Raw genomic sequence first — 20519 nt, 5'->3', positions numbered from 1 at the left:
GCCACACGCGCGACACGGACGAGTGCGGCGGAAGAACAGGCGACGGTACAGGGCGAACCACATGCGGGGAATCGTAGCGATATCGCTACAGGTGCCGCTAGGTAACCTGGCGCGATGGCCGACCTCACTCCGCAGATGATCGCGCGCCTGGAGGCCGCCGGAACTACGCGACGCGACGCGGACGCCGAGCTGCGCAACGCCGTACTCGCTGCACTCGACGCGAGTGGCTCAGTGCGCGCGATCGCTGCGGCGGCCGGCATCTCCACGAACACCGTCCAGCGATGGAAACGCGGCGAGTAGATGTCACCCCCGAAAAGGGGTGATTCCCTCCGCCGATCTTCAGGAGCGAGGATTACAGTGTGGTTAGGTTTGGTCGGAACCTCGCACCATATCCCATACATTTATGCAAACCGCGAGGGGGCGAGACGAGTGGCACGTTACCAAGGCACGGTTACTCTCGAAATCCGCGGAGCGGGCGGGGCGCTGCGAAAGAGAGAGCTCCTCGACTTTGCGGGTCTCTTCAATTCTGCCCTCAGGCGCGAGCGTGAGATGCGTCCCAGCTTAATCAGCGCAAATGCGCGCGTGGTCGATCGATACCTGGACGTGACGATAGAGCTCAACGCGGATGTCGATGTTGCGCTCGATGATCTCGCTGACGAAATTCTCGAGTCCGCCTTCGCGCACACAACTCACTCTCGGCTTAGTCTGACTCTTCAAGAGTCGGAGCTCGTCGCCGTTTAGCTTGAGCGAGAGAATCGCCGTAGCCGAAAAAGACGTGCGCGGCAGCGCACTTGAGCGCGCCGGACACAGGGCACTAATCTTCTTTCGCGGCAATGGCGGATATACGCTCGGGGTTCTGAGTGCACTTGTATTCGCATTCTCCTCTATTCCGGAAACCCAGTTCTGGTCCCTCCCATTGGGTATCATCCTGGGTCTAAGCGGGATAGCGGCGCAGGCGACCCTCCGACCTACATATGCCGGCCTGGCCCGATCGCTGAGCGACGCAAACGCTCTGGCTGATGCAACTGCATTGGCGCTTGAGAAAAGCGTGGACGCCATGTTGATTAGGATTGCGCAGCATTGCGATCTCCTCGCAACCCATCAGCGAGTGTCGGTGTACTTTCACCACGGGTCGTCTTTTGTAATGCTCTCCCGACATTCAGCGAACCCCGCACTGAAAGAGTCAGGGCGTGGCATCTACCCCGATCACCAGGGTTATATCGCAACCACTTGGCAACAGGGCGAGACGCTTGTCCGGAGGCAAAAAGCGGTCAGGGCAGAGTGGGAGGAGGAGCTTTGCAGGAATCAGAAATTCGACAAACGGACTGCCGCCGGTTTACGAATGCAGGCTCGTAGCCTAGTGGGATATCGACTGTCCTATAATGGGCAAGCTCTTGGCGTACTCATCATGGAAAGCACCCAACCGCAAGGCGTGAAGCAGGAAAACCTCCTCAAGGCAAAGGATTCCCTTCTCCTTGAGAGCCTTTGCGAAGTCTTGCATGTCTCAAACCCGTACTACCCTGTGATAAGGAAGAGGCTTGCGGTTAACCAAGGCGACTCATGACTCTAGCTAGAGTGACCGCAGGTGAACTCTGAGCGCAAGCGAGGTGTCGTGTCAGTGGTCGCGTCCACGATCGCCGCATGTCGCACCACTGGACCCCCCTCTCGATGGTCTCCCGCTCCGTTCGCCCCCACGAGTGGCGCATGGGCGACAAGCGCGAGGAGCTCGGGTGGATCAGGTACGTCGAGTACCAGGGCCAGCCGACGTTCGTGTGCGTCACGCGCGACGAGTGGATCGTCGGCGCCGGGGACACGCTTCGGGACGCGGCAGAAGCGTTCCTGACGTGGCAGCGGTCAAGCCAGACGTCCTCGTAGGAACGCACGACGTTGAGGGTGCGTGCCCAAACACCGCAGGCGCGGCCTAAGCTCAACCGTTCGTCCGGATTCCTGGTTGGGCATCCTGGAGCGCACCCAACGGCGGGAGCCATCGTGGGACGACTCGTGTACGACTCAACGGTTGAGGCGGATTTTGACGACCGACTTCTCGCTCACATTCAGGCCGTCATTGGCGCGAAGCTGTCCAAGGGCGAATCGTTCTTCTTCAGTTGGAAGGACTCCAACAGCGTGGGCGACGGTCGGACTTCCATCTGGCTGCACCCCGCCATCCCGCTGCGCTTCAAGTACCACGGTGGACGCGCACCGCGCATGAACCCCGAGTGGGTGCGTCAACTGCTGCACGACTCTCACACCGCGGCGGGGCTTCGTATCAGTCCGGAGCCTCCCTCCACAGGTGACTGACCGCGGTTGTTTAGCCGAACTCGGAGTACGGGTGGGGCCGCGGATCGTCGTCGGGGAGCATCTCGGGATAGTGCACGTGCGAGACCGACTCGATCAGCGCCAAGGGCGTGCACGACGTGACCGACGTCGTGACCGTCTCACCAGTCATCGTCACGAAGGTGACGAACGTCGGCTCTCCCCGCATCGCCGAGAGCAGCTCGTCCTTCAGCGCATCGAGGTCGGTCTCCTCAGCGAGGAGGTACACGCTTCCCTGGATGTTCAGCTGAGTCACGAGCTGGTCCCCACTTCGTTAGCCGTAACGACTTCGAGCTCGACGGTATGTCCGGGGGCGCCCGTGAGACGAGAGCGTTGACATAGGAGAGAAGCACCAGCTAGGGGCGGCGCTAGGCCAACATCGGCGGTGTCTGTCGGTGGTCCGCGCCCCTAACCACACCACCCGCCCGAGCGGATCACGTCGAGGATCTGGACTGCCTGCGAGTCGGTCGGCGTGAACGTGGCCGTCTCGAAGCGCAGCTTCGTCGATGCGATGAGGCTCTCTTCGGAAGCGCCGCCGAGGATCGATGAGCACTGGTCGCGCGAGTGGTTCACTACGCCGTCGTCGCCGACCAGCGCCGGGTCAACCTCGTTGAGGCTCGCACGCAGGAACGCCTCCTGGTCCGCGTCCGGACGAGGGATGGCAGACACCGGTGCCGCTGCTGCGGTAGTGGGCGCGGCTGTCGGCGTCGGAGTTGCCGTCGAGATCGGCAAGGCCGTCGGAGTCGGACTGGCTGGGCTCGGCGTTGGCGCGAGTGAAGGCGTCCCCACGGTCGGGTCCCCGGGCTCGTTGGTCGCGCACCCGGCGAGAGCGATCACGAGGACGAGTACGGGCAGCAGCAGTCGCTTCATGAGCGTGAGCCTATCCAGTGCCAGCGAGCGGAGTGCAATGCCTTTCGGAAAAGCTCCGCTCGATAGTCCGGATCTGAACTTTGAGGTGCCGCATATGGACGGCAATTCTGTCCGTATGGGAACTTATTCTTCCATGTGGGACAGGTCAGCTTTTCGCCACGTGACATCAAGCGATTAATCGGGCATCCTCTATCCGTGTCCGAAGAAAAGCCGATTGACTCTGTGACCCCCCGTCAGTTCGGGTCGGTCTACTTCGCTCGCACCAGCGGGCTTTGGACGGCCACCGTCGACCTGCCAAAGGTGAACGGAAAACGGCGACGAAAGACTGTTCGTAGCAAGGACGAAGCGGTGGCGCGCGAGGCGTTCCGCGTAATGTCGGAGCAGATCGCGCACGACCGCAACATCCGCAAAATGGCCGACCTACGCGCCGCTGTTGCTGCAGACCACCTGCGCTGGACCGTCGGAGCATGGTCGACTCACTGGCTCGAAACGGTCGCTCGACGCCGCATCAAGCCGATGACGTACGCCGCTTACGAAAGCGCACTCCGTCTTCACGTGCTCCCGGCCATCGGAGACGTGCCTCTCGCGTCAGTCGGCCCGACCCACCTTCGCCGCGTCGAGACGCGAATGCTCGATCACGGGCTCTCACCCAGCAGCGCGCTGCACACGCATCGCGTGCTCGCCGTGTGTCTCGGCGATGCGGTCCGCGACGAGATCCTCGACCGGAACCCCGCTCAGCGGATGAGACCCCCGCGGAAGGCGCCAGGCTCGTTGTCCGCCCTGACGCCGGAAGAGGCCCGGCAGGTGTTTCGCTCGCTCGCCGCCCGGCCAGATGGAGCTCTGTGGGCTACTTCGCTTCTCACGGGTGCCCGACGAGGAGAAGTCCTCGGACTGGAACTCACTCGGGTCGGCGAAGTGCTCGAGCTTTCCTGGCAGTTACAGCGGTTCCCCTGGTTGCACGGGTGCTCGTCGGACGCGTGCCAGACGTACCGGCGTGGCGCCGACTGTGCTCAGAGGCACGTAGACATGCCGCGCACGTTCGAGCGCAGGCATGTGCACGGCTCCCTCTATCTGACGAGACCCAAATCAACGGCGGGGGTGCGCTTCGTTCCGCTCGTCGAACCCCTGCGGGGGATCTTGCTCGCCCACATCAGGAGCAACCCCGTCCCACGCAACGGTCTCGTTTTCGTCAACCCAGTCGGCAACCCGATTGATCCTGACTGGATGACGAACCGATGGAAGACCCTCCGGCGAGAACTCGGGATCACGAAGAACATTCGACTGCACGATTTGAGACACGCCGCTGTCGACATGCTCTACGAGGCCGGCGTGTCCGAAGACGCCATCGTCGAGCTGCTCGGGCACTCCTCAAACCGGATGACGCGCAACTACAAGTCGGGCCCATCGATGACTCGCCTCAGACATGCGATGGATCAGATGTCGGAGTTGTACGTCTAGGCAGGAGTCGTGCCGCCGGATACGACGACCACATGTCGCGGACATGCCCGGACTCTTCGACATGCTGCGCGCGGCGTCGCCGAGAGCGAGAATCGACCGACGACAGGAGAGTCATGCGCGACCGAGAAGCCGGCACAGCCCACGGCGATGCGAGATATGCGGGCGAGCGAGCTATCGACCTTCTTGGTCTGGCGACCATGCTCAATACTTCTGAAGCAACTGCCTACACCCTCGCGAACGATCCGCTGTTCCCGTCATTTCGAGTCGGTCGCCAGCATCGCTTCTGGCCGTCCGAGGTGCGTGCCTACCTCTCGAGCGGTGCCCCTTGGCTGCAGTCCAAGAAGTCCCTCGGTCGTAAACGGGTCGGTCGTTGAAGCGGGGCCAGTACGGGGGCGAGAAGGCGCTCGACGTACCGGGTCTTGCAGCCATGCTGGGCGTGTCTACGTGGAAGGCCGGGTGGCACGCGACCGATCCATCGTTCCCGTCGTTCCGTGTCGGGAATCGGCACCGCTTCTGGCCCTCGGAAGTTGAGGAGTGGCAGCTAGGGCAACTCGCCCCTCGGGACCCGTGGAAGCAATCTCGTCATTCGCTTGATGCTCGCCGCGTCGGTCGTTGAGAAGGACGTCAAGACAGGGGAGAGGGCTTCCTCTGCCCCATGCCTGCCCCATGCTTGCGAGTGGGAGCAAAGCAAAGCATCGGTTTCGATGCCTGACCTGGCACTTCCCGGTGGGCCCCGTCGGGCTCGAACCGACGACCCGCGGATTAAAAGTCCGCTGCTCTGCCAACTGAGCTAGAGGCCCGCGGGCTCCAGGGTAGCGCGCCCGCGGAGACCCGGGAGCAGGGGCCCGCGGGCATGCGGGAACGCAGGTCGAGGGGCATACTCGGGCACCCGAGGGCGTTACCCTCACCGAACCTCTTCACCACCGGGCGGACGTGCGCGTCCGCCCACCGACCGCGGAAGGCGGCCCCATGACAGACGGCTTCCACAAGCCGACCAAGTTCCCCTCCCACGTCTTCGAGGCGTTCCAGGGAGGCGAGGACCCGGCGCAGATCAGCCGCGTCGCCCACGAGACGGCCATCGCGCTCCTCAGCCGCGTTCGGAACGATCCCGATCCGGTGATCATCGACCGCCTGGTCGAGTACACCGATCACAACGGCATCGACGCGCTCGCCGAGCTCTGGGCGCGCTCGAGCGCGGCCAGCCTGCCTGGGGCGCTCTGGCGCATCTACCTGCTGCGCCTGGTCATCCGGCAGGACCCGGACAGCACGAGCTTCCTGTACCAGCGGGGCGTGGAGCTGTCCTCCACGATCGATCCGGTGGTCGCGGGCGCCAGCACGCCGACGGGCCCGGCCGAGATCACCGAGCTCGCCGATCGCATCCTGCGCGGGGTGTTCGATGGCGACTTCGCCGTGGCGCTCGATCGCGCGGCCGCGTTCTGCCGCGTGAGCGCTTCTGGAGCCGCCTCGGTCGCCGACGACGTCGAGCTGATCGACGGACCGCGGGCGAGCGAGCTCACCACGCGCGCGCTGCGCCTCTCGACCACCGCCGCCGAGCTCGTCAGCTGCGCGCGCCTCTGGCGCAGCGACTCGCTGGAGTAACGCGGCCGCCCCGCACCGCAACCCCGTTCACCGCTCGCGAACGCGCCTCGCGAGCACCCCGGGGGCAGTGGTTACACTGGGTACGGCCGGATCGCAGTAACCCCGGGCTCCACTTATAGCCGCTTCGAGCGGCCTCGCGCCGAGAGGCGTTCCTGCGGTCCGGCCCCTTCTCCACGCTCGTGAGCGAGGAAGTGAGGGCCCGGTGACGGGTGGCCCGAGACGGCCGTTCTGCACAGCACGTCACAGTCCTCGACAGACAGGCGCGATCCCGATGAAGAACCGCACCGCGTTCCGGAGAGGCGCGCGGTGGTGGGCCGGGATGGGCCTGCTCGTCGCCGCCGTCCTGTACTTCCTCGGCGCTCCGCTCGTCGACGGCGCGGACGGCGCCCTCCTCGGCGGAGGCCTCACGGTCTCGCAAGGAGCGGTGATGCGCTCGCTGGCGATTCTCGACGTGATCGCCGGCCTCTGGGTGCTGCTGCGTCCCCGGACATACCCGGCACTCACCGCCGCGGCCGCCGGGCTGATCGCCCTGTGGCTCTCGCCCCGGCTGTCCGCCCCGGCGCCGCTGAATGTCGGAGCCTTCGCGATCGACATCCGCTTCGTGGTGCACCCGATCGAGGTCGTCGTGCTCGTCTCCGCGGTGTCGATCGTGGTCTCCTCCGTGGCTCAGGGCTTCCGGAGCAGGGCGCAGGCGGGGCAGCGCGGATGAGCGACGGGACGACGACCGATCTCGGCACGCTCCTCGAGCGCGTCGCCACCGCCGACCAGGCGGCCTTCGCCGAGCTCTACGACCTCACCGCCGCGCGGGTCCTCGGGCTCGTCACCCGCGTGCTCGTCGACCGCGCGCAGTCCGAGGAGGTGACCCAGGAGGTGTTCCTCGAGATCTGGCAAACCGCTGCACGCTTCGCTCCGAATAAAGGAAGCGCGACGACTTGGATCCTCACGATGGCACACCGCAGGGCCATCGACAGGGTACGCGCGGCCCAAGCGGGCCGCGACAGGGACGTCCGCATCGGAATCCGGGATCTCGGTCGTGACTACGACCAGGTCGCCGAGCAGGCGGAGGTGTCTCTTGAGCACGAGAAGGTCGCGGCCGCCATGGGCCGCTTGACGGAGCTGCAGCGGCAGGCGCTGCAGCTGGCGTACTACGGCGGGTACTCGCACAGCGAGATCGCGGGGATCCTGCAGTGCCCCGTCGGTACCGTGAAGACGCGCCTGCGCGATGGAATGATCAGACTTCGAGAAGAGATGGGGGTGACCCGGTGACCGATGCGCTTCGACCCGACGAGGCGGAGGATCCCCGCGACCTCGCCGCCGGGCACGCCCTGGGCATCCTGACTCCGCGCGAGCAGGCCCGCTACGAGCAGTACCTCGCCGAGCATCCGGAGGCGCGGGTCGAAGCCGACGAGTTCTCGGCCGTGGCCGAGGCGCTCGCCGATGACGCGCCGTCGGTGGCGCCGTCACCGACCCTCAAGGCCGATCTGATGGCGCTCATCGCCACAACGCCCCAGCTCCCGCGCGAGGAGCCCGTCGAGCAGGCCGAGGCGCCTCGACTGCACGCCGTCGAACCCGAGCGGGAGGTGGCCGCAGCGCCGCCGTCCGCGTCCGGCCGCCACGGTGCCGAGGCCAGGGCTCGCGGGCGCTGGTTCACGCGACCGGCGGTCTACCTGTCGGCCGCGGCCGCCGCCGCGGTGATCGTGGTCGGCGGAGTGACGCTGCCGACGGTCCTCTCGCCGGGCTCGGGACAGACGCAGGAGCTGACCGCGCTCGAGCAGATCCGCAGCGCTCCCGACGCGCAGGAGTCGACCGCCACGGTCGCCTCGGGCGAGTCCGCCACGCTGGTCTGGTCGAGCTCGCTGGGACGCTCGGCGCTCGTCGTCGACGATCTCGCCCCACTGCCCGACGGCAAGACCTACGAGCTCTGGTACATCGACTCGTCGGGCCCCGTGGCCGCCGGCCTCTTCGAGGGCGGTGACGGCCGGACGGTCGCGCCCCTCGAGGGGACGATGGCCGAGGGCGCCGTGGTCGCCGTCACCGTCGAGAACGAGGGGGGATCGGACACCCCGACCACCGAGCCGATCCTGGCGATCGAGACCGCCTGACGCCGGACCTCCCGAGACGACGAGAGCCGCACGCCCCGGGGGGGAGTGCGGCTCTCGTCGTCGCGGCGGAGGATCAGCCGAAGCGGCCCGAGACGTAGTCCTCGGTCGCCTGGACGGACGGGCGCGAGAACATCGTCGCGGTGTCGTCGTACTCGATGAGCTTGCCCGGCTTGCCGGTGCCCGCGATGTTGAAGAACGCGGTGCGGTCCGAGACGCGCGAGGCCTGCTGCATGTTGTGCGTCACGATCACGATCGTGTACTCGTTCTTGAGCTCCTCGATCAGGTCCTCGATCGCGAGGGTCGAGATCGGGTCGAGCGCCGAGCAGGGCTCGTCCATCAGCAGGACGTCGGGGGAGACGGCGATCGCGCGGGCGATGCACAGACGCTGCTGCTGTCCGCCCGAGAGACCGGAGCCGGGCTTCTCGAGGCGGTCCTTCACCTCGTTCCAGAGGTTCGCGCCCTGGAGCGACTTCTCGACCAGGTCGTCCGCGTCGCTCTTGCTGATGCGGCGGTTGTTGAGCTTGACCCCCGCGAGCACGTTGTCGCGGATGGACATCGTCGGGAACGGGTTCGGCCGCTGGAAGACCATGCCCACCTGTCGGCGGACGAGGACCGGGTCGACGCCGGGCCCGTAGAGGTTGTTCCCGTCGATCAGCACCTCGCCGTCGACGTAGGCGCCGGGGATGACCTCGTGCATGCGGTTGAGCGTGCGGAGGAAGGTCGACTTGCCGCAGCCGGAGGGCCCGATGAAGGCGGTGACGGTGCGGGGCTCGATGGTGAGCCCGACTCCCTCGACCGCGAGGAACTTGCTGTAGTAGACGTTGAGGTCGTTGACTTCGATGCGCTTGGACAACGGAGATCCTTCGGGTTAGCGGCCGAGCTTGGGGGCGAAGATGCGCGCGACCAGGCGTGCGAGCAGGTTGAGGAGCATGACGATCAGGATGAGGACGAGCGCGCCCGTCCAGGCCCGGTCGATGTAGGCGGCGGCGTCGGAGCCCTGGTCGGCGTACTGGCGGAAGACGTAGACCGGGAGGGTCATCATCCGGTCGTCGAACGGGTTGTAGTTCATCGACTGCGTGAAGCCGGCGACGATGAGCAGCGGAGCCGTCTCGCCGATGACGCGGGCGATCGAGAGCATGACGCCCGTGACGATGCCGGCGATGGAGGTGGGGAGGACGATCTTCAGGACCGTCAGCCACTTCGGCACGCCGAGGGCGAAGGAGGCCTCGCGCAGCTCGTTCGGGACGAGGCGCAGCATCTCCTCGGTCGAGCGGACGACCACGGGGATCATCAGGACCGAGAGGGCGATCGCGCCGCCGAAGCCCATGCGGACACCCGGCTCGAAGAACAGCACCAGCAGGGCGTAGGCGAACAGTCCGGCGACGATCGAGGGGATGCCCGTCATCACGTCCACGAAGAAGGTGATGCCGCGGGCGAGCGCGCCCCGGCCGTACTCGACCAGGTAGATGGCCGTCATCAGGCCGATCGGGATCGAGATGACCGCCGCGAGCGCGGTGATGATGAGCGTGCCCATGATCGCGTGCAGAGCGCCGCCGCCCTCGCCGACGACGTTGCGCATCGAGGAGGTGAAGAAGAGGAGGTCGAAGCGCGCGGCTCCGGCCGTGATCGCGGTGTACATCAGCGAGATCAGCGGGATCAGCGCGACGATGAACGCGGCGGTGACGAGCGTCGTGACGACCCGGTCGGTGGCGCGACGGGCGCCCTCCACCAGTCGGGCGAGCACGAACACCGACACGGTGTAGAGGACGGCTCCGAAGAACACGGTGCCGACGACGTCGAAGCCGGCGGTCACTCCGCTGACGGCGAGGAGCCCGTACACGACGGCCATCAGGGCGATGCTGCCGACCAGGAGCGCGAGGGGGGCCCACTTGGGCAGCTGCCCGCTGGTGAGGGTGTTCGTCACCGCGGGAGCGGCGTCCTCGACGCGGCGGCGCTGGCGAGGAGGAGTCGTCATGGTGACCATCAGTTCGCTCCCGAGAAGGCCTTGCGGCGGTTGATGATGTAGCGAGCCAGCATGTTCACGATGAGCGTGATGGCGAAGAGCATCAGGCCGGAGGCGATCAGCTCGTTGATCTTGAGGCCGTACGCCTCGGGGAAGCTCAGTGCGATGTTCGCGGCGACCGTGTTGGAGTTGGTCGACTGCAGCAGCGCGAAGTTCACGACGAAGGACGGCGAGAGGACGATGGCGACGGCCATCGTCTCGCCCAGCGCGCGGCCGAGGCCGAGCATCGAGGCCGAGATGATGCCGGGGCGGCCGAAGGGGAGGACCGCGGTGCGGACCATCTCCCAGCGGGTCGCGCCGAGGGCGAGCGCCGCCTCCTCGTGCAGGGTCGGCGTCTGGAGGAAGACCTCGCGCGAGATCGCCGTGACGATCGGCAGGATCATCACGGCGAGGACCAGCGCGACGGTGAGGATCGTGCGCCCGGTGCCCGAGACGGGACCGGAGAAGAGCGGGAACCAGCCGAAGGCGTTCGTGAGGAACGTGTAGAAGGGCTGGACGAAGGGGGCGAGGACCGTGATGCCCCAGAGGCCGAAGACGACCGACGGCACGGCGGCCAGCAGATCGATCACGTAGCCCAGGCCCTGCGCGAGACGGCGCGGGGCGTAGTGCGAGATGAAGAGCGCGATGCCGATCGAGATCGGGACGGCGATGACGAGAGCCAGGGCCGCGGCGTAGACCGTGCCGAAGACCAGGGGCCCGACGTAGGCCCAGAAGCCGGCGCCGCCGGAGATGTCGTCGGCCGGCGCGGTGAGCGCGGGGATCGACTGCACGACCAGGAAGAGGGCGACGGCGGCGAGGATGACGAGGATCAGCGTGCCGGAGGCGACGGCCGATCCGGCGAAGATCCGGTCGGCCGGACGCTGCTTCGCCTTGATGGCGCCGACGGGCCGCTCTGCGGTGCTCATGGTGGGTTCCCTGCGTTCGGTGTGGGGGAGGGGCCGAGCCGCGAGACGGCCCCGGACCGGTGGGGGTCCGGGGCCGATTCGCGCGGGGGGTGCTACTTGATGGACTCGATCGCGGTGGCGACCTGGGTCGACAGCTCGGACGAGAGCGGGGCGGCACCGGCGGAGGTCGCGGCCTCCTCCTGACCGGCCTCGCTGGTCACGTAGCCAAGGTACGCCTTGACGAGCTCAGCCGTCGCGGGGTCCTGGTACTCCTGGCAGGCGATGAGGTAGCTGACCAGGACGACCGGGTACACGCCCGACTCCTCGGTGGAGTAGTCGATGTCGTACACGATGTCGTTCTCGGGACGGTCGGTCGCCTCGGGCGAGGCGTCGACGATCGCGGCAGCGGCCTCGGGGGAGTACTCGACGAACTCCTCGCCGACCTTGATCTTCGCGGTGCCGAGGTCACCGGCGCGCGACGCGTCGGCGTAGCCGATGGTGTTGGTGCCGTTGGTCACGGTGTCGATGACGCCCGAGGTGCCCTGGGCCGCCTCGCCGCCCTCGTAGGGCCAGACGCCGTCCGGCTCCGCGTCCCAGACATCGGGAGCGGTCGCGTTGAGGTACGCGGCGAAGTTCTCGGTGGTGCCCGAGTCGTCCGAGCGGTGCACCGCGGTGATGTTGGCGTCCGGGAGCGTCGCGTCGGGGTTGAGCGCAGTGATCTCGGGGGCGTTCCACTTGGTGATGGTGCCCTTGAAGATGCCCGCGGCGGTGGCCGCGTCGAGGTTGAGCTCGTCCACGCCGTCGACCTTGAAGACCAGGGCGATGGGGGAGATGTAGGCGGGGACGTCGATGGCGGAGGTGCCCTCGGCGCACTTGCCGAAGGAGCCGTCGAGCTCCTCGAGCTTCAGCGCGCGGTCCGAGCCGGCGAAGTCGGCGCCGCCGGCGATGAACGCCTCGCGCCCCGCGCCCGAGCCGTCGGGCGAGTAGTTGATGGTGACGCCGGGGTTCTCCGTCTGGAAGGCGGCGACCCAGGCCTCCTGGGCCGACCCCTGCGACGAGGCGCCGATGCCGTTGAGCGTGCCCTCGAGGCTGCTGCCGGACGCCGACTCGGAGGACCCGCCTGCGGAGGCGCCCCCTTCGTTGGCTGCGCACGAGGTCAGAGTGATCGCTGCGACGGCGGCGACGACGGCCGCCTGGCCGAGACGCGAGATTCTCACAAGTATCCCTTTCGGGTAGGAAAGCATGGAAACAGAACAGGGCCTGGTGCAGCCCGCGAGCGAATGTACGAGGGGGTCGTGTCCGCCCACGGTCCGCTGGGTGAACGGGCGGTGAACGAGGCCCGTCGGGGCTTGCCGGGCGCGCCGGTGAACCGGCTCGATCCGGCTGCTCAGCTAGGGGGCTCAGGCGAGCGGCGAGTGCGTCTCGATCGCGACGATGCCCGAGCCCGGGTGCTCGCTCGAGAGGTGCACGACCGTGAACCCGCCGGTGGGCAGGTGCGAGGCCTCGTCGAGGTACGGGCCGATCGGAGTGGCCGTGGCGAGGGCGATCTCGCGCAGGATCTCGGGGATCACCGGCCGGTGGCTGCAGAGGACCGCCGACTTGCGCGCGCGCACGCGCTTGCCGACCAGGCTCCGGATGTCAGCTGTGCCGTTCTCGAACGACTCCTGGCTGATGTCCTCGGACAGGCGCACCGGGCGCTTGAGGAGGGAGGAGAGGGGGGCGACGGTCGCCCGGCAGCGCTTCGCGGTGCTCGAGACGAGGCGGCGCGGGCGCCACGCGGCGACGGCGCGTCCCGCGGCCGCGGCCTCCTCGGCACCGCGCCGGTTGAGGCGGCGGGTCGAGTCGCGACCGTCCCAGGAGGAGGCGGGCACGGCCTTCGCGTGCCGCAGCACGACGAGCGCGAACGTCTCGAGCGCGCCTCGTGCGGCGATCCGGGCGAACTCGTCGACGATCGCGACGTCGTGCGGGTAGGTGAGGTACCCGCGCGCCCGCTTGGGCGTCACCCACTCCAGCGCCTCCACCTCGCGGTTCGGCAGGAAGTCGGAGTGGAGCACGGCCTTCTCGCTGACCTTCGCGGCCCAGTAGTACACGGCCTTGGGCCGCCCGTTGGGCAGCGTGTACTCCGTCGAGCCCAGCGGCACGCCGAGCCCGACGGCGAGCCCGGTCTCCTCCCGGATCTCGCGCACCGCGGTCTCGGGCAGCGACTCGCCCGGGTCGACCTTGCCCTTGGGCAGGCTGACGTCCCTCCGGTGCGGTCGGTGGATCACGAGGATGTGCGGGCGGCCCTCGATGATCCGCCAGCACACCGCTCCGGCCGCGTAGACGGTCCCCGTCACGGCGTCAGCGGGAGGAGGCCCGGGACGCGGCCCGCGACGCGATGCGCTTGCGGTGCGTGATGTGCGCCATCAGACGGTTCTGGAGATCCGACAGCGGGGCTCCGTCCTCGTCGAGGTGGCGGCGCGTCCAGACACCGTCGGGTCCGAGCCACCACGAGGCCGTCTTCTCGTCCATCGCGCGCTCGAACATGTCGTCGATCTCGCTGAGGTGGGCGGGCTCGACGATCCGCACGAGGGCCTCGACCCGGCGGTCGAGGTTGCGGTGCATCATGTCTGCGCTGCCGATGTAGACCATCGGATCGCCGTCGTTGACGAAGCTGAAGATGCGCGAGTGCTCGAGGTAGCGGCCCAGGATCGAGCGGACGCGGATGTTCTCGCTGAGCCCCTCCTGTCCGGGCTTCAGCCCGCAGATGCCGCGGACCCAGACGTCGACCGGGACCCCGGCCTGGCTGGCGCGGTAGAGCGCGTCGATCACGGCCTCGTCGACGATCGAGTTGACCTTGATCCGGATCCCGGAGGGCTTGCCGGCGCGGGCGTTCTCGGTCTCGGCGTCGATCCGCTTCAGCAGTCCCTTGCGGAGGTGGCGCGGAGCCACCAGCAGGCGCTTGAACTTCTTCTCGATCGCGTAGCCCGACAGTTCGTTGAACAGACGGGTGAGGTCCTTGCCGACCTCGTCGTCGGCGGTGAGCAGGCCGAGGTCCTCGTAGATGCGCGAGGTCTTCGGGTTGTAGTTGCCGGTGCCGATGTGGGAGTAGTGCCGCAGCACCCCGCCCTTCTCCTGGCGGATGACGAGGGCGAGCTTGCAGTGGGTCTTGAGGCCGACGAGGCCGTAGACGACGTGCACGCCGGCCTTCTCGAGCTTGCGGGCCCACGAGATGTTGGCCTGCTCGTCGAAGCGCGCCTTGATCTCGACCAGGGCGAGGACCTGCTTGCCCGACTCGGCCGCGTCGATGAGGGCCTCGACGATCGGGGAGTCGCCCGAGGTTCGGTAGAGCGTCTGCTTGATCGCGAGCACATCCGGGTCGGCGGCGGCCTGCTCGAGGAACGACTGGACGCTCGTCGCGAACGACTCGTAGGGGTGGTGCAGCAGCACGTCGCCGCGGGAGACCGCCTTGAAGACGTCCTGGCGCTGGTTCGGCTCCGTCGGCATGAGCTGCGCCGCCGTCGTCGGGACGTGGTTCGGGTACTTCAGGTCCGGCCGGTCGATCTTCTGCAGGCTGAAGAGGCCGCCCAGGTCCAGCGGAGCGGGGAGCTTGTAGACCTCCTGCGTCGTGATGTCGAGCTCGCGGACGAGCAGGCCGAGCGTCTCGTCGTCCATGTCGTCGGTGACCTCGAGGCGGATGGGCGGCCCGAACCGGCGGCGCAGCAGCTCCTTCTCGAGTGCCTTGATGAGGTTCTCGGTCTCGTCCTCGTCGACCTCGACGTCCTCGTTGCGGGTCACCCGGAAGACGTGGTGATCGAGGATCTCCATGCCGGGGAAGAGGTCGTCGAGCTCGTTCGCGATGAGGTCCTCGAGCGAGATGAACCGCATGGGCTCGCCGGGCGCGGCGACGCCGGCGATGCGCACGAAGCGCGGGAGCATCTGCGGCACCTTGAGGCGGGCGAACTCGGTCTTCTGGGTCTTGGGGTTGCGCACCCGGACCGACAGGTTGAGCGAGAGCCCGGAGATGTACGGGAACGGGTGCGCCGGGTCGACGGCCAGCGGCATCAGGACCGGGAAGATCTGGGCCGAGAAGTAGTCGTCCAGCACCGCCCGCTCGGCGTCGCTGAGCTCGTCCCACCGGACGATGTCGATGCCGGCCTCCCGCAGAGCGGGCTCGACCTGGTCCTTGAAGGCCCGGGCGTGACGCTGCTGCAGCTGGTGCGCCTTCTCGGAGATGTCGGTCAGCACGTCCAGAGGGACGCGGCCGATGTTCGTCGTGAGGGCGAGGCCGGTGAGGATGCGGCGCTTGAGACCGGCGACCCGCACCATGAAGAACTCGTCGAGGTTCGAGGAGAAGATCGCCAGGAAGTTGGCGCGCTCGAGCACCGGCACCAGCGGGTCCTCGGCGAGCTCCAGCACGCGCTGGTTGAACGCCAGCCAGCTCAGCTCGCGGTCGAGGTAGCGGTTGTCCGGGAGGAGAGGGTCCGAGTGCTCCTCCTCGTCGTCGAAGTCGTCGTCGAGTTCGTCGCTCAGGCCGTCTTCGAGAATGAGGTTGTCGCCGTCCATGCGACCATCCTGGCACCGCCTCCGCGCGCTCCGCGCCGCCGGTGGTGAATGGGGCGTGAACGCCGCCGGGGGAGGAGCCTCCGGATCAGCGGACGGCGGGCGTGCGCTGCAGGTACTGCACGTCGACGGAGGCGTCGGTGAAGCCGAGCGAGCGGTAGAGGGCCACGGCCGAGCGGTTCTCGGCCTCGACGTAGAGGTCGGCGGTGGTGCAGCCGCGCGCGAGCATGCGGGCGAGGCCCGCGCCCAGGAGTGCGCGGCCGAGGCCGCGGCCCGCCTCCTCAGGAGCGATGCCGAGCACGTAGATCTCGCCCGTCGTCGATCCGGGCTCGATCTTCAGCCAGTCGTAGCCCACGAGAGCGCCGGAGGCGTTCCGCAGCACCAGGAAGTCGCCCTCGTCGAACCAGTCCTCGGACCGGCGGGCGTCGAGGTCGTCCTCGGTGAGCCGACCCTGCTCCGGATGCGCGGCGAACACGCGCGCGTTGAGCGCGACCCACTCCGCGGGATCGAGACCGCGGGCGTCCGAGAGCACGTACCCCTCGGGGACCCGCACCTCGGGGGCGGCCAGGGGCTCGAGCTCGAGGTGCAGGAGCGTGCGCACCGGAGCGAAGCCGTGCGACTCGGCGAGCGAGCGCGCAGCGGGGTGGTCGCCGTGCGCCCAGGCGAGCAGACCCGTCCGTCCGCTCGCGAGCACCTGCTCCAGCACGGCCCGGCCGAAGCCCACGCCGCGCCACTCCGGGTCGACGACGAACTCGAGCTCGCCCTGCCCGAGGACGGCCGCGGCGACGACCACGTCGGCGCGCAGGCCGATGAGCAGCGTGCGCGAGCCGGTGCGCGCATCGACCAGGGTCTGGTCGCTGAAGGGCGGCTGCCCGTCGAACCACTGGGCGCGGCCGATCAGCTGCTCGAGACCGGCCGACACCGCGGGGTCGGCCAGGTTCTCAACGGAGAGGTTGAGGGACTCGCTCATTGTCCTCTTCGTAGACGTTGAACCGGTATCCGACGTTGCGGACGGTGCCGATGAGGGACTCGAGGTCGCCGAGCTTGGCGCGCAGGCGCCGCACGTGCACGTCGACCGTGCGCGTGCCGCCGAAGTAGTCGTAGCCCCACACCTCGCTGAGCAGCTGCTCGCGGGTGAACACCCGGGACGGATGGGTGGCGAAGAAGCGCAGGAGCTCGAACTCCTTGAAGGTGAGGTCGAGGGGGCGGCCGTGCACCTTCGCCGAGTAGCTCGCCTCGTCGATCACGACGCCGGACGCCTGGATGCGCGACGTCGACTGCTCCTGGGCGAGGCGCCCGATGACGAGGCGGATGCGCGCGTCGACCTCGGCGGGGCCGGCGGAGTCGAGGATCACGTCGTTGACGCCCCAGTCGGCCGAGACCGCCGTGAGCCCGCCCTCGGTGAGGATCAGGATGAGCGGGACGTTGATGCCGGTGGTGGTCAGGATCTTGCAGAGCGACTTGGCGCTGGCGAGGTCCTGACGGGCGTCGACGAAGATGAGATCGCAGCTCGGAGCGTTCACGAGCTGGGCCGGCTCGGCGGGGATCTGCCGGGTCTTGTGGCTGAGGAGCCCCAGCGCGGGCAGCACCTCGGTGCCCCCCGCAGAGGTCAGTATCAACAACTGCGCCACGGATCCTCCAGAAATGGTCTGCGGCAATACTAGCGGCGGGCCGGAACGGCCGATCGCCCGGGCCGTGTCGAACACGTTCTCGCGTGCTCCGCCGCGTCCTGATCGCACGATCCGCGGCGTCGGGATCCTCGGTCGATGCCCGCATCGACCGTCTGCTTCCTCCGTGCAGCTCGCACGGTCAGGCCGTGTGCTCGCGACGGCGATCCCGTGTTCGACGCGCCCTAGGGCACAATTGACGGATGAGCGGTGATCGGGTGGGCGTCGGCATCGTCTGGGTGCTGGCACTCGCGGGGTCCGTCGTGTCGCTGGTGCTGGCGTCGCCGGGGTCGGCTCAGACGTGGCTCGCCCTCACGTTCGGAGGATGCGTGCTGGCGACCTTCGCGGTGCAGCTCGCCGTCGCCCGGGCCTCCGGGTACCTCCTGCGGACGATGACGAGCGTCGTCGGCTCCATGGTCGTCGTCGGCGTCGCGAGCGCGATCGCGGCTCTCGCCGGGCGCTGACGCTCCCCGCCGTCCCGCAGGCCCCGCCCCCGCTCCGCGCCCGTGCCGCCGGGTAGGATGGAGCCATGCTTCTCGCGCTGGAACTCTTCTATCTCGGACTGCTCGGGCTCGCCTCCCTCGCGATCGCGTGGGTCTCGGGAGTCGTCGTCTACAAGCTCTACCGCGGCCAGAGCTAGCCGCCGCGTCAGAACCGGAGTGATCTCCCTTCCGTCGGGCCTGCCGCCCGAGCTCGTCCCCCTCTCCTGGCTGCTCGGCGTCTGGGAGGGGTCCGGAGTCGTCGACTACGCCGTCGGCGACGAGTCCGTGCAGGCCGAGTTCGGCCACCGCGTCAGCTTCAGCTACGACGGTCTGCCCTACCTCAACTACAGCTCCTACACCTGGCTGCTCGACGACGAGCGCGAGATCGGGCACAGCCCGCTGGTGAGCGAGATGGGCTACTGGCGCCTCAGCCGCGCCCTGACGGACGCCGATGCCGGCCCCGCGATGCTGCCGGGTCGCGGTGCTCCCGCCTATCCGGACGCGGAATCGGTCGAGACCCTCCGCAACGCCGCGGGCGGCTTCGACATCGAGGTCTCGCTCGTCCACCCGGACGGCGTGAGCGAGCTCTACCTCGGCCAGGTCAAGGGCCCGAGGATCGACCTCGCGACGGACGCGGTCATGCGCACCGCCGCCGCGAAGGACTACGCCGCCGCCACCCGCCTCTACGGCCTCGTCGACGACCACCTGCTCTGGGCGTGGGACATCGCCGCGCTCGGCCAGGGCCTGCGCACCCACGCCTCCGGAAGGCTCGCCCGTGTCGACTGATGCGCTCTCCCCCCTGCTCGACGTCCCCGGCGCGGTCGCCACCGCGAGCGTCGCCGAGCCGGGTGTCGCCGCGCACTACGGCGAGCCCTTCCGCGAGCAGCGCGCGCTCGCCGCGGGCACCGCGCTCGTCGACCTGTCGGGGCGCGGAGTCGTCACCGTCACCGGTCCCGACCGCCTCACCTGGCTCGACTCCCTGACCAGTCAGGCGCTCCGGGGACTGCAGCCCGGCGACTCCGCCGAGACGCTCCTCCTGGACCCGACCGGCCGCATCGAGCACCTGATCCGCGTCGTCGACGACGGCGAGGCGGCCTGGCTCCTGCTCGACCGCGACGAGACGGCCGGCCTCGCGGCCTGGCTCGACCGGATGCGCTTCCTGCTCCGCGTCGAGATCGCGGACCGCACCGACGAGTTCGCGACGCTCGCGACCCTCGGCGACGGATCCGCCGCCTCGTTCGTCCTCGGCCTGGCGGGCGACTCCGCCGTCAGCTGGATCGACCCGTGGACGAGCGTCCAGCCCGGCGGCTGGCAGTACGCCGCGGCCGAGCATCCGGCGGCCGACTGGCACGCGCGCGAGACCCTCGTGCCGCGCGCCGCTCTCGCGGGCCTCGCCTCGGCTGCCGCGGCGGCGGGCGTGGTCCTCGCCGGGTCCGACGCGCTCGAGGCGCTCCGCATCGCGGCGTGGCGTCCGCGCCACGCGACCGAGGTCGACGAGCGGTCCATCCCGCACGAGCTCGACCTGCTCCGCTCCTCGGTGCACCTCGCCAAGGGCTGCTACCGAGGTCAGGAGACGGTGGCGAAGGTGCACAACCTCGGCCACCCGCCCCGCCGCCTGGTCCTGCTGCAGCTCGACGGCTCCGATTCCGCGCTGCCGTCGCACGGCGATCCCGTCTTCGCGGTGAGGAACGGCGAGAGCGTCGAGGTCGGCGCGGTCACCTCCAGCGCCTGGCACTACGAGGACGGCCCGGTGGCGCTCGCCGTCGTCAAGCGCGCCGTCCCGGTCGATCTCGAGCTGACGGTCCTCGCGGGCCAGATCCGCGTCGCGGCGGCCCAGGAGGTCGTCGTCCCGCCCGGAGCCGGTGCGGAGGCGGGCGTTCCCCGTCTGCCCCGACTCGGGGCGAAGACCAGGTAGGCCACACCGTGGTGGCCGCAGGACCCGCACGTCGGGATCGGGCGGCCGAGCGGATCCGGAGCCTCGTCCACGGCGATCGTCTGCGACCTTCGCGGGGCGTGGCCCGCGCGGTGGCGTCGGCGCCCGCGGTGGTGCAGATCGTGCTCGCGGCGGTGCTCGCCTACTCCGTTTCGCGCTTCGTGTTCGGGCACCCGGCGCCGGTGCTGTCGTTGACGGCCACCATCTCGAGTCTGGGCATCGCGCGCGACACGCGCCCGAAGCAGGTCGCCGAGACCGCGGTCGGGATGGTCCTCGGCATCGCGCTGAGCGAGGTGCTCCTGCTGCTCTGGGGCACGGGCGTCTGGCAGCTGGCCCTCGTGCTCGCGGTCGTCTTCACGGTGGGACGCGCGCTCTCGCCGTCGCCCGGCTTCGCCGTGGCGGCGGGCACGCAGGCCATGCTCGTGATGGTGCTCCCGGCACCCGACGGGGGAGTGTTCACGCGCAGCCTCGACGGTCTCGTCGGCGGTCTCGCCGCGCTGCTCTGCACGGCGATCGTGCCCCGGAACCCGCTGCGGGCGGCGCGGGCGGAGGCGCGCCGACTGGTCTCGGCGCTGGCCGGCACGGTCGAGACCCTCGCCGACGCGCTCCGCCGCGGCGACGCCTCCGCGTCGGCGCGGGTCTCGAC

Annotated in this window: 24 protein-coding genes and 1 tRNA gene; 14 read left to right on the top strand and 11 right to left on the bottom strand. The window is 68.7% G+C overall.

The annotated features are described in order from the left end of the window. Window positions 1-114 precede the first annotated feature (114 nt). The 4 genes from NB037_RS03030 to NB037_RS03015 all read left to right on the top strand — a co-directional run bounded on the left by NB037_RS03030 (window position 115) and on the right by NB037_RS03015 (window position 2298). Window positions 115-300, top strand: coding sequence for a helix-turn-helix domain-containing protein (locus tag NB037_RS03030; RefSeq protein ID WP_251943526.1), 186 nt, complete (start codon window positions 115-117; stop codon window positions 298-300). A gap of 442 nt (window positions 301-742) precedes the next feature. After that, on the top strand, window positions 743-1564 hold the full coding sequence (locus NB037_RS03025) for a hypothetical protein (RefSeq protein WP_251943524.1): 822 nt from the start codon (window positions 743-745) through the stop codon (window positions 1562-1564). Between the two features lie 77 nt (window positions 1565-1641). Continuing rightward, entirely contained in the window at window positions 1642-1875 is a 234-nt protein-coding gene (locus NB037_RS03020) for a hypothetical protein (protein ID WP_251943523.1), read from the top strand. A 126-nt stretch (window positions 1876-2001) separates the two neighbouring features. Next, entirely contained in the window at window positions 2002-2298 is a 297-nt protein-coding gene (locus NB037_RS03015; protein ID WP_308202039.1) for a DUF7882 family protein, read from the top strand. A gap of 10 nt (window positions 2299-2308) precedes the next feature. Here the strand turns inward: NB037_RS03015 and NB037_RS03010 are convergent, their stop codons facing one another. Together NB037_RS03010 and NB037_RS03005 are read right to left on the bottom strand one after the other, a co-directional pair. Further along, on the bottom strand, window positions 2309-2569 hold the full coding sequence (locus tag NB037_RS03010; protein ID WP_251943519.1) for a hypothetical protein: 261 nt from the start codon (window positions 2567-2569) through the stop codon (window positions 2309-2311). A gap of 152 nt (window positions 2570-2721) precedes the next feature. Then, a complete protein-coding gene (locus NB037_RS03005; protein ID WP_251943517.1) occupies window positions 2722-3183 on the bottom strand; it encodes a hypothetical protein in 462 nt (153 codons plus the stop codon). Window positions 3184-3378: 195 nt separating this feature from the next. On the opposite strand from NB037_RS03005, the gene NB037_RS03000 reads away from it, so the two are divergent. Together NB037_RS03000 and NB037_RS02995 are read left to right on the top strand one after the other, a co-directional pair. Continuing rightward, window positions 3379-4641: a tyrosine-type recombinase/integrase gene (locus tag NB037_RS03000; RefSeq protein ID WP_251943515.1), complete on the top strand. Its 1263-nt coding sequence runs from the start codon at window positions 3379-3381 to the stop codon at window positions 4639-4641. A gap of 113 nt (window positions 4642-4754) precedes the next feature. Beyond that, window positions 4755-5015 carry a helix-turn-helix domain-containing protein gene (locus NB037_RS02995; RefSeq protein ID WP_251943514.1) on the top strand — a complete coding sequence of 87 codons (261 nt, stop codon included), beginning with the start codon at window positions 4755-4757 and terminating at the stop codon, window positions 5013-5015. Between the two features lie 353 nt (window positions 5016-5368). On the opposite strand, the gene NB037_RS02990 is transcribed toward NB037_RS02995, so the two are convergent. After that, window positions 5369-5441: transfer RNA gene (locus tag NB037_RS02990), tRNA-Lys, on the bottom strand. Window positions 5442-5610: 169 nt separating this feature from the next. On the opposite strand from NB037_RS02990, the gene NB037_RS02985 reads away from it, so the two are divergent. The 4 genes from NB037_RS02985 to NB037_RS02970 all read left to right on the top strand — a co-directional run bounded on the left by NB037_RS02985 (window position 5611) and on the right by NB037_RS02970 (window position 8342). Beyond that, a complete protein-coding gene (locus tag NB037_RS02985; protein WP_207406595.1) occupies window positions 5611-6240 on the top strand; it encodes a DNA-directed RNA polymerase subunit beta in 630 nt (209 codons plus the stop codon). Window positions 6241-6511: 271 nt separating this feature from the next. Continuing rightward, on the top strand, window positions 6512-6949 hold the full coding sequence (locus tag NB037_RS02980) for a hypothetical protein (protein WP_251943512.1): 438 nt from the start codon (window positions 6512-6514) through the stop codon (window positions 6947-6949). Then, on the top strand, window positions 6946-7506 hold the full coding sequence (gene sigK, locus NB037_RS02975) for an ECF RNA polymerase sigma factor SigK (RefSeq protein WP_251943510.1): 561 nt from the start codon (window positions 6946-6948) through the stop codon (window positions 7504-7506). The genes NB037_RS02980 and sigK overlap by 4 nt, the downstream gene beginning before the upstream one ends. Then, a complete protein-coding gene (locus NB037_RS02970; protein WP_251943508.1) occupies window positions 7503-8342 on the top strand; it encodes an anti-sigma factor in 840 nt (279 codons plus the stop codon). The genes sigK and NB037_RS02970 overlap by 4 nt, the downstream gene beginning before the upstream one ends. 73 nt (window positions 8343-8415) lie before the next feature. Here NB037_RS02970 and pstB read toward each other — a convergent pair whose 3' ends face one another. The 8 genes from pstB to NB037_RS02930 all read right to left on the bottom strand — a co-directional run bounded on the left by pstB (window position 8416) and on the right by NB037_RS02930 (window position 17422). Continuing rightward, the gene (pstB, locus tag NB037_RS02965; protein ID WP_159985721.1) at window positions 8416-9195 is read right to left on the bottom strand and encodes a phosphate ABC transporter ATP-binding protein PstB; all 780 of its coding nucleotides are present in this window, start codon (window positions 9193-9195) and stop codon (window positions 8416-8418) included. A 15-nt stretch (window positions 9196-9210) separates the two neighbouring features. Then, the gene (gene pstA / locus NB037_RS02960; RefSeq protein ID WP_242683339.1) at window positions 9211-10317 is read right to left on the bottom strand and encodes a phosphate ABC transporter permease PstA; all 1107 of its coding nucleotides are present in this window, start codon (window positions 10315-10317) and stop codon (window positions 9211-9213) included. 8 nt (window positions 10318-10325) lie between these two features. Then, window positions 10326-11270: a phosphate ABC transporter permease subunit PstC gene (gene pstC / locus NB037_RS02955; RefSeq protein WP_207406586.1), complete on the bottom strand. Its 945-nt coding sequence runs from the start codon at window positions 11268-11270 to the stop codon at window positions 10326-10328. A 92-nt stretch (window positions 11271-11362) separates the two neighbouring features. Then, window positions 11363-12466 (bottom strand): phosphate ABC transporter substrate-binding protein PstS, encoded by a 1104-nt coding sequence (locus NB037_RS02950; protein ID WP_207406584.1) that lies wholly within the window; start codon window positions 12464-12466, stop codon window positions 11363-11365. A 183-nt stretch (window positions 12467-12649) separates the two neighbouring features. Beyond that, window positions 12650-13585: an NUDIX hydrolase gene (locus NB037_RS02945; RefSeq protein WP_251943506.1), complete on the bottom strand. Its 936-nt coding sequence runs from the start codon at window positions 13583-13585 to the stop codon at window positions 12650-12652. Between the two features lie 4 nt (window positions 13586-13589). Continuing rightward, window positions 13590-15794, bottom strand: a complete 2205-nt coding sequence (locus tag NB037_RS02940) for an RNA degradosome polyphosphate kinase (RefSeq protein WP_251943504.1) — start codon at window positions 15792-15794, stop codon at window positions 13590-13592. A gap of 85 nt (window positions 15795-15879) precedes the next feature. Continuing rightward, on the bottom strand, window positions 15880-16761 hold the full coding sequence (gene mshD / locus NB037_RS02935) for a mycothiol synthase (RefSeq protein WP_251943502.1): 882 nt from the start codon (window positions 16759-16761) through the stop codon (window positions 15880-15882). Next, window positions 16733-17422, bottom strand: a complete 690-nt coding sequence (locus NB037_RS02930) for a winged helix-turn-helix domain-containing protein (RefSeq protein ID WP_207406579.1) — start codon at window positions 17420-17422, stop codon at window positions 16733-16735. Before NB037_RS02930 ends, mshD begins: the two co-directional genes overlap by 29 nt. 239 nt (window positions 17423-17661) lie before the next feature. Between NB037_RS02930 and NB037_RS02925 the strand changes: the two genes are divergently transcribed. The 4 genes from NB037_RS02925 to NB037_RS02910 all read left to right on the top strand — a co-directional run. After that, window positions 17662-17922 carry a hypothetical protein gene (locus NB037_RS02925; RefSeq protein ID WP_251943500.1) on the top strand — a complete coding sequence of 87 codons (261 nt, stop codon included), beginning with the start codon at window positions 17662-17664 and terminating at the stop codon, window positions 17920-17922. Between the two features lie 195 nt (window positions 17923-18117). Next, window positions 18118-18726 (top strand): nitrobindin family protein, encoded by a 609-nt coding sequence (locus NB037_RS02920; RefSeq protein WP_207406577.1) that lies wholly within the window; start codon window positions 18118-18120, stop codon window positions 18724-18726. Beyond that, window positions 18716-19855, top strand: coding sequence for a CAF17-like 4Fe-4S cluster assembly/insertion protein YgfZ (ygfZ, locus tag NB037_RS02915; RefSeq protein ID WP_251943498.1), 1140 nt, complete (start codon window positions 18716-18718; stop codon window positions 19853-19855). Before NB037_RS02920 ends, ygfZ begins: the two co-directional genes overlap by 11 nt. A gap of 98 nt (window positions 19856-19953) precedes the next feature. After that, window positions 19954-20519, top strand: a 566-nt coding sequence (locus tag NB037_RS02910) for an FUSC family protein (RefSeq protein WP_251943496.1), incomplete at its 3' end; no start/stop codon positions are given.

The sequence above is a fragment of the Rathayibacter rubneri genome (assembly GCF_023743255.1).
GTDB lineage: Bacteria > Actinomycetota > Actinomycetes > Actinomycetales > Microbacteriaceae > Rathayibacter > Rathayibacter rubneri.
Note: the sequence above shows the minus strand (reverse complement) of the source record. Positions and strands in the feature narration are given on the sequence as shown.

Bases quoted from the DNA above. Each gene is read 5' to 3' on its own strand.
- pstA (WP_242683339.1), bottom strand. From the start codon at position 10,317: ATGACGACTCCTCCTCGCCAGCGCCGCCGCGTCGAGGACGCCGCTCCC.
- NB037_RS02925 (WP_251943500.1), top strand. From the start codon at position 17,662: ATGAGCGGTGATCGGGTGGGCGTCGGCATCGTCTGGGTGCTGGCACTC.
- NB037_RS02995 (WP_251943514.1), top strand. From the start codon at position 4,755: ATGCGCGACCGAGAAGCCGGCACAGCCCACGGCGATGCGAGATATGCG.
- NB037_RS03020 (WP_251943523.1), top strand. From the start codon at position 1,642: ATGTCGCACCACTGGACCCCCCTCTCGATGGTCTCCCGCTCCGTTCGC.
- NB037_RS02985 (WP_207406595.1), top strand. From the start codon at position 5,611: ATGACAGACGGCTTCCACAAGCCGACCAAGTTCCCCTCCCACGTCTTC.
- NB037_RS03005 (WP_251943517.1), bottom strand. From the start codon at position 3,183: ATGAAGCGACTGCTGCTGCCCGTACTCGTCCTCGTGATCGCTCTCGCC.
- sigK (WP_251943510.1), top strand. From the start codon at position 6,946: ATGAGCGACGGGACGACGACCGATCTCGGCACGCTCCTCGAGCGCGTC.
- NB037_RS02980 (WP_251943512.1), top strand. From the start codon at position 6,512: ATGAAGAACCGCACCGCGTTCCGGAGAGGCGCGCGGTGGTGGGCCGGG.
- NB037_RS03030 (WP_251943526.1), top strand. From the start codon at position 115: ATGGCCGACCTCACTCCGCAGATGATCGCGCGCCTGGAGGCCGCCGGA.
- pstC (WP_207406586.1), bottom strand. From the start codon at position 11,270: ATGAGCACCGCAGAGCGGCCCGTCGGCGCCATCAAGGCGAAGCAGCGT.
- mshD (WP_251943502.1), bottom strand. From the start codon at position 16,761: ATGAGCGAGTCCCTCAACCTCTCCGTTGAGAACCTGGCCGACCCCGCG.
- NB037_RS02940 (WP_251943504.1), bottom strand. From the start codon at position 15,794: ATGGACGGCGACAACCTCATTCTCGAAGACGGCCTGAGCGACGAACTC.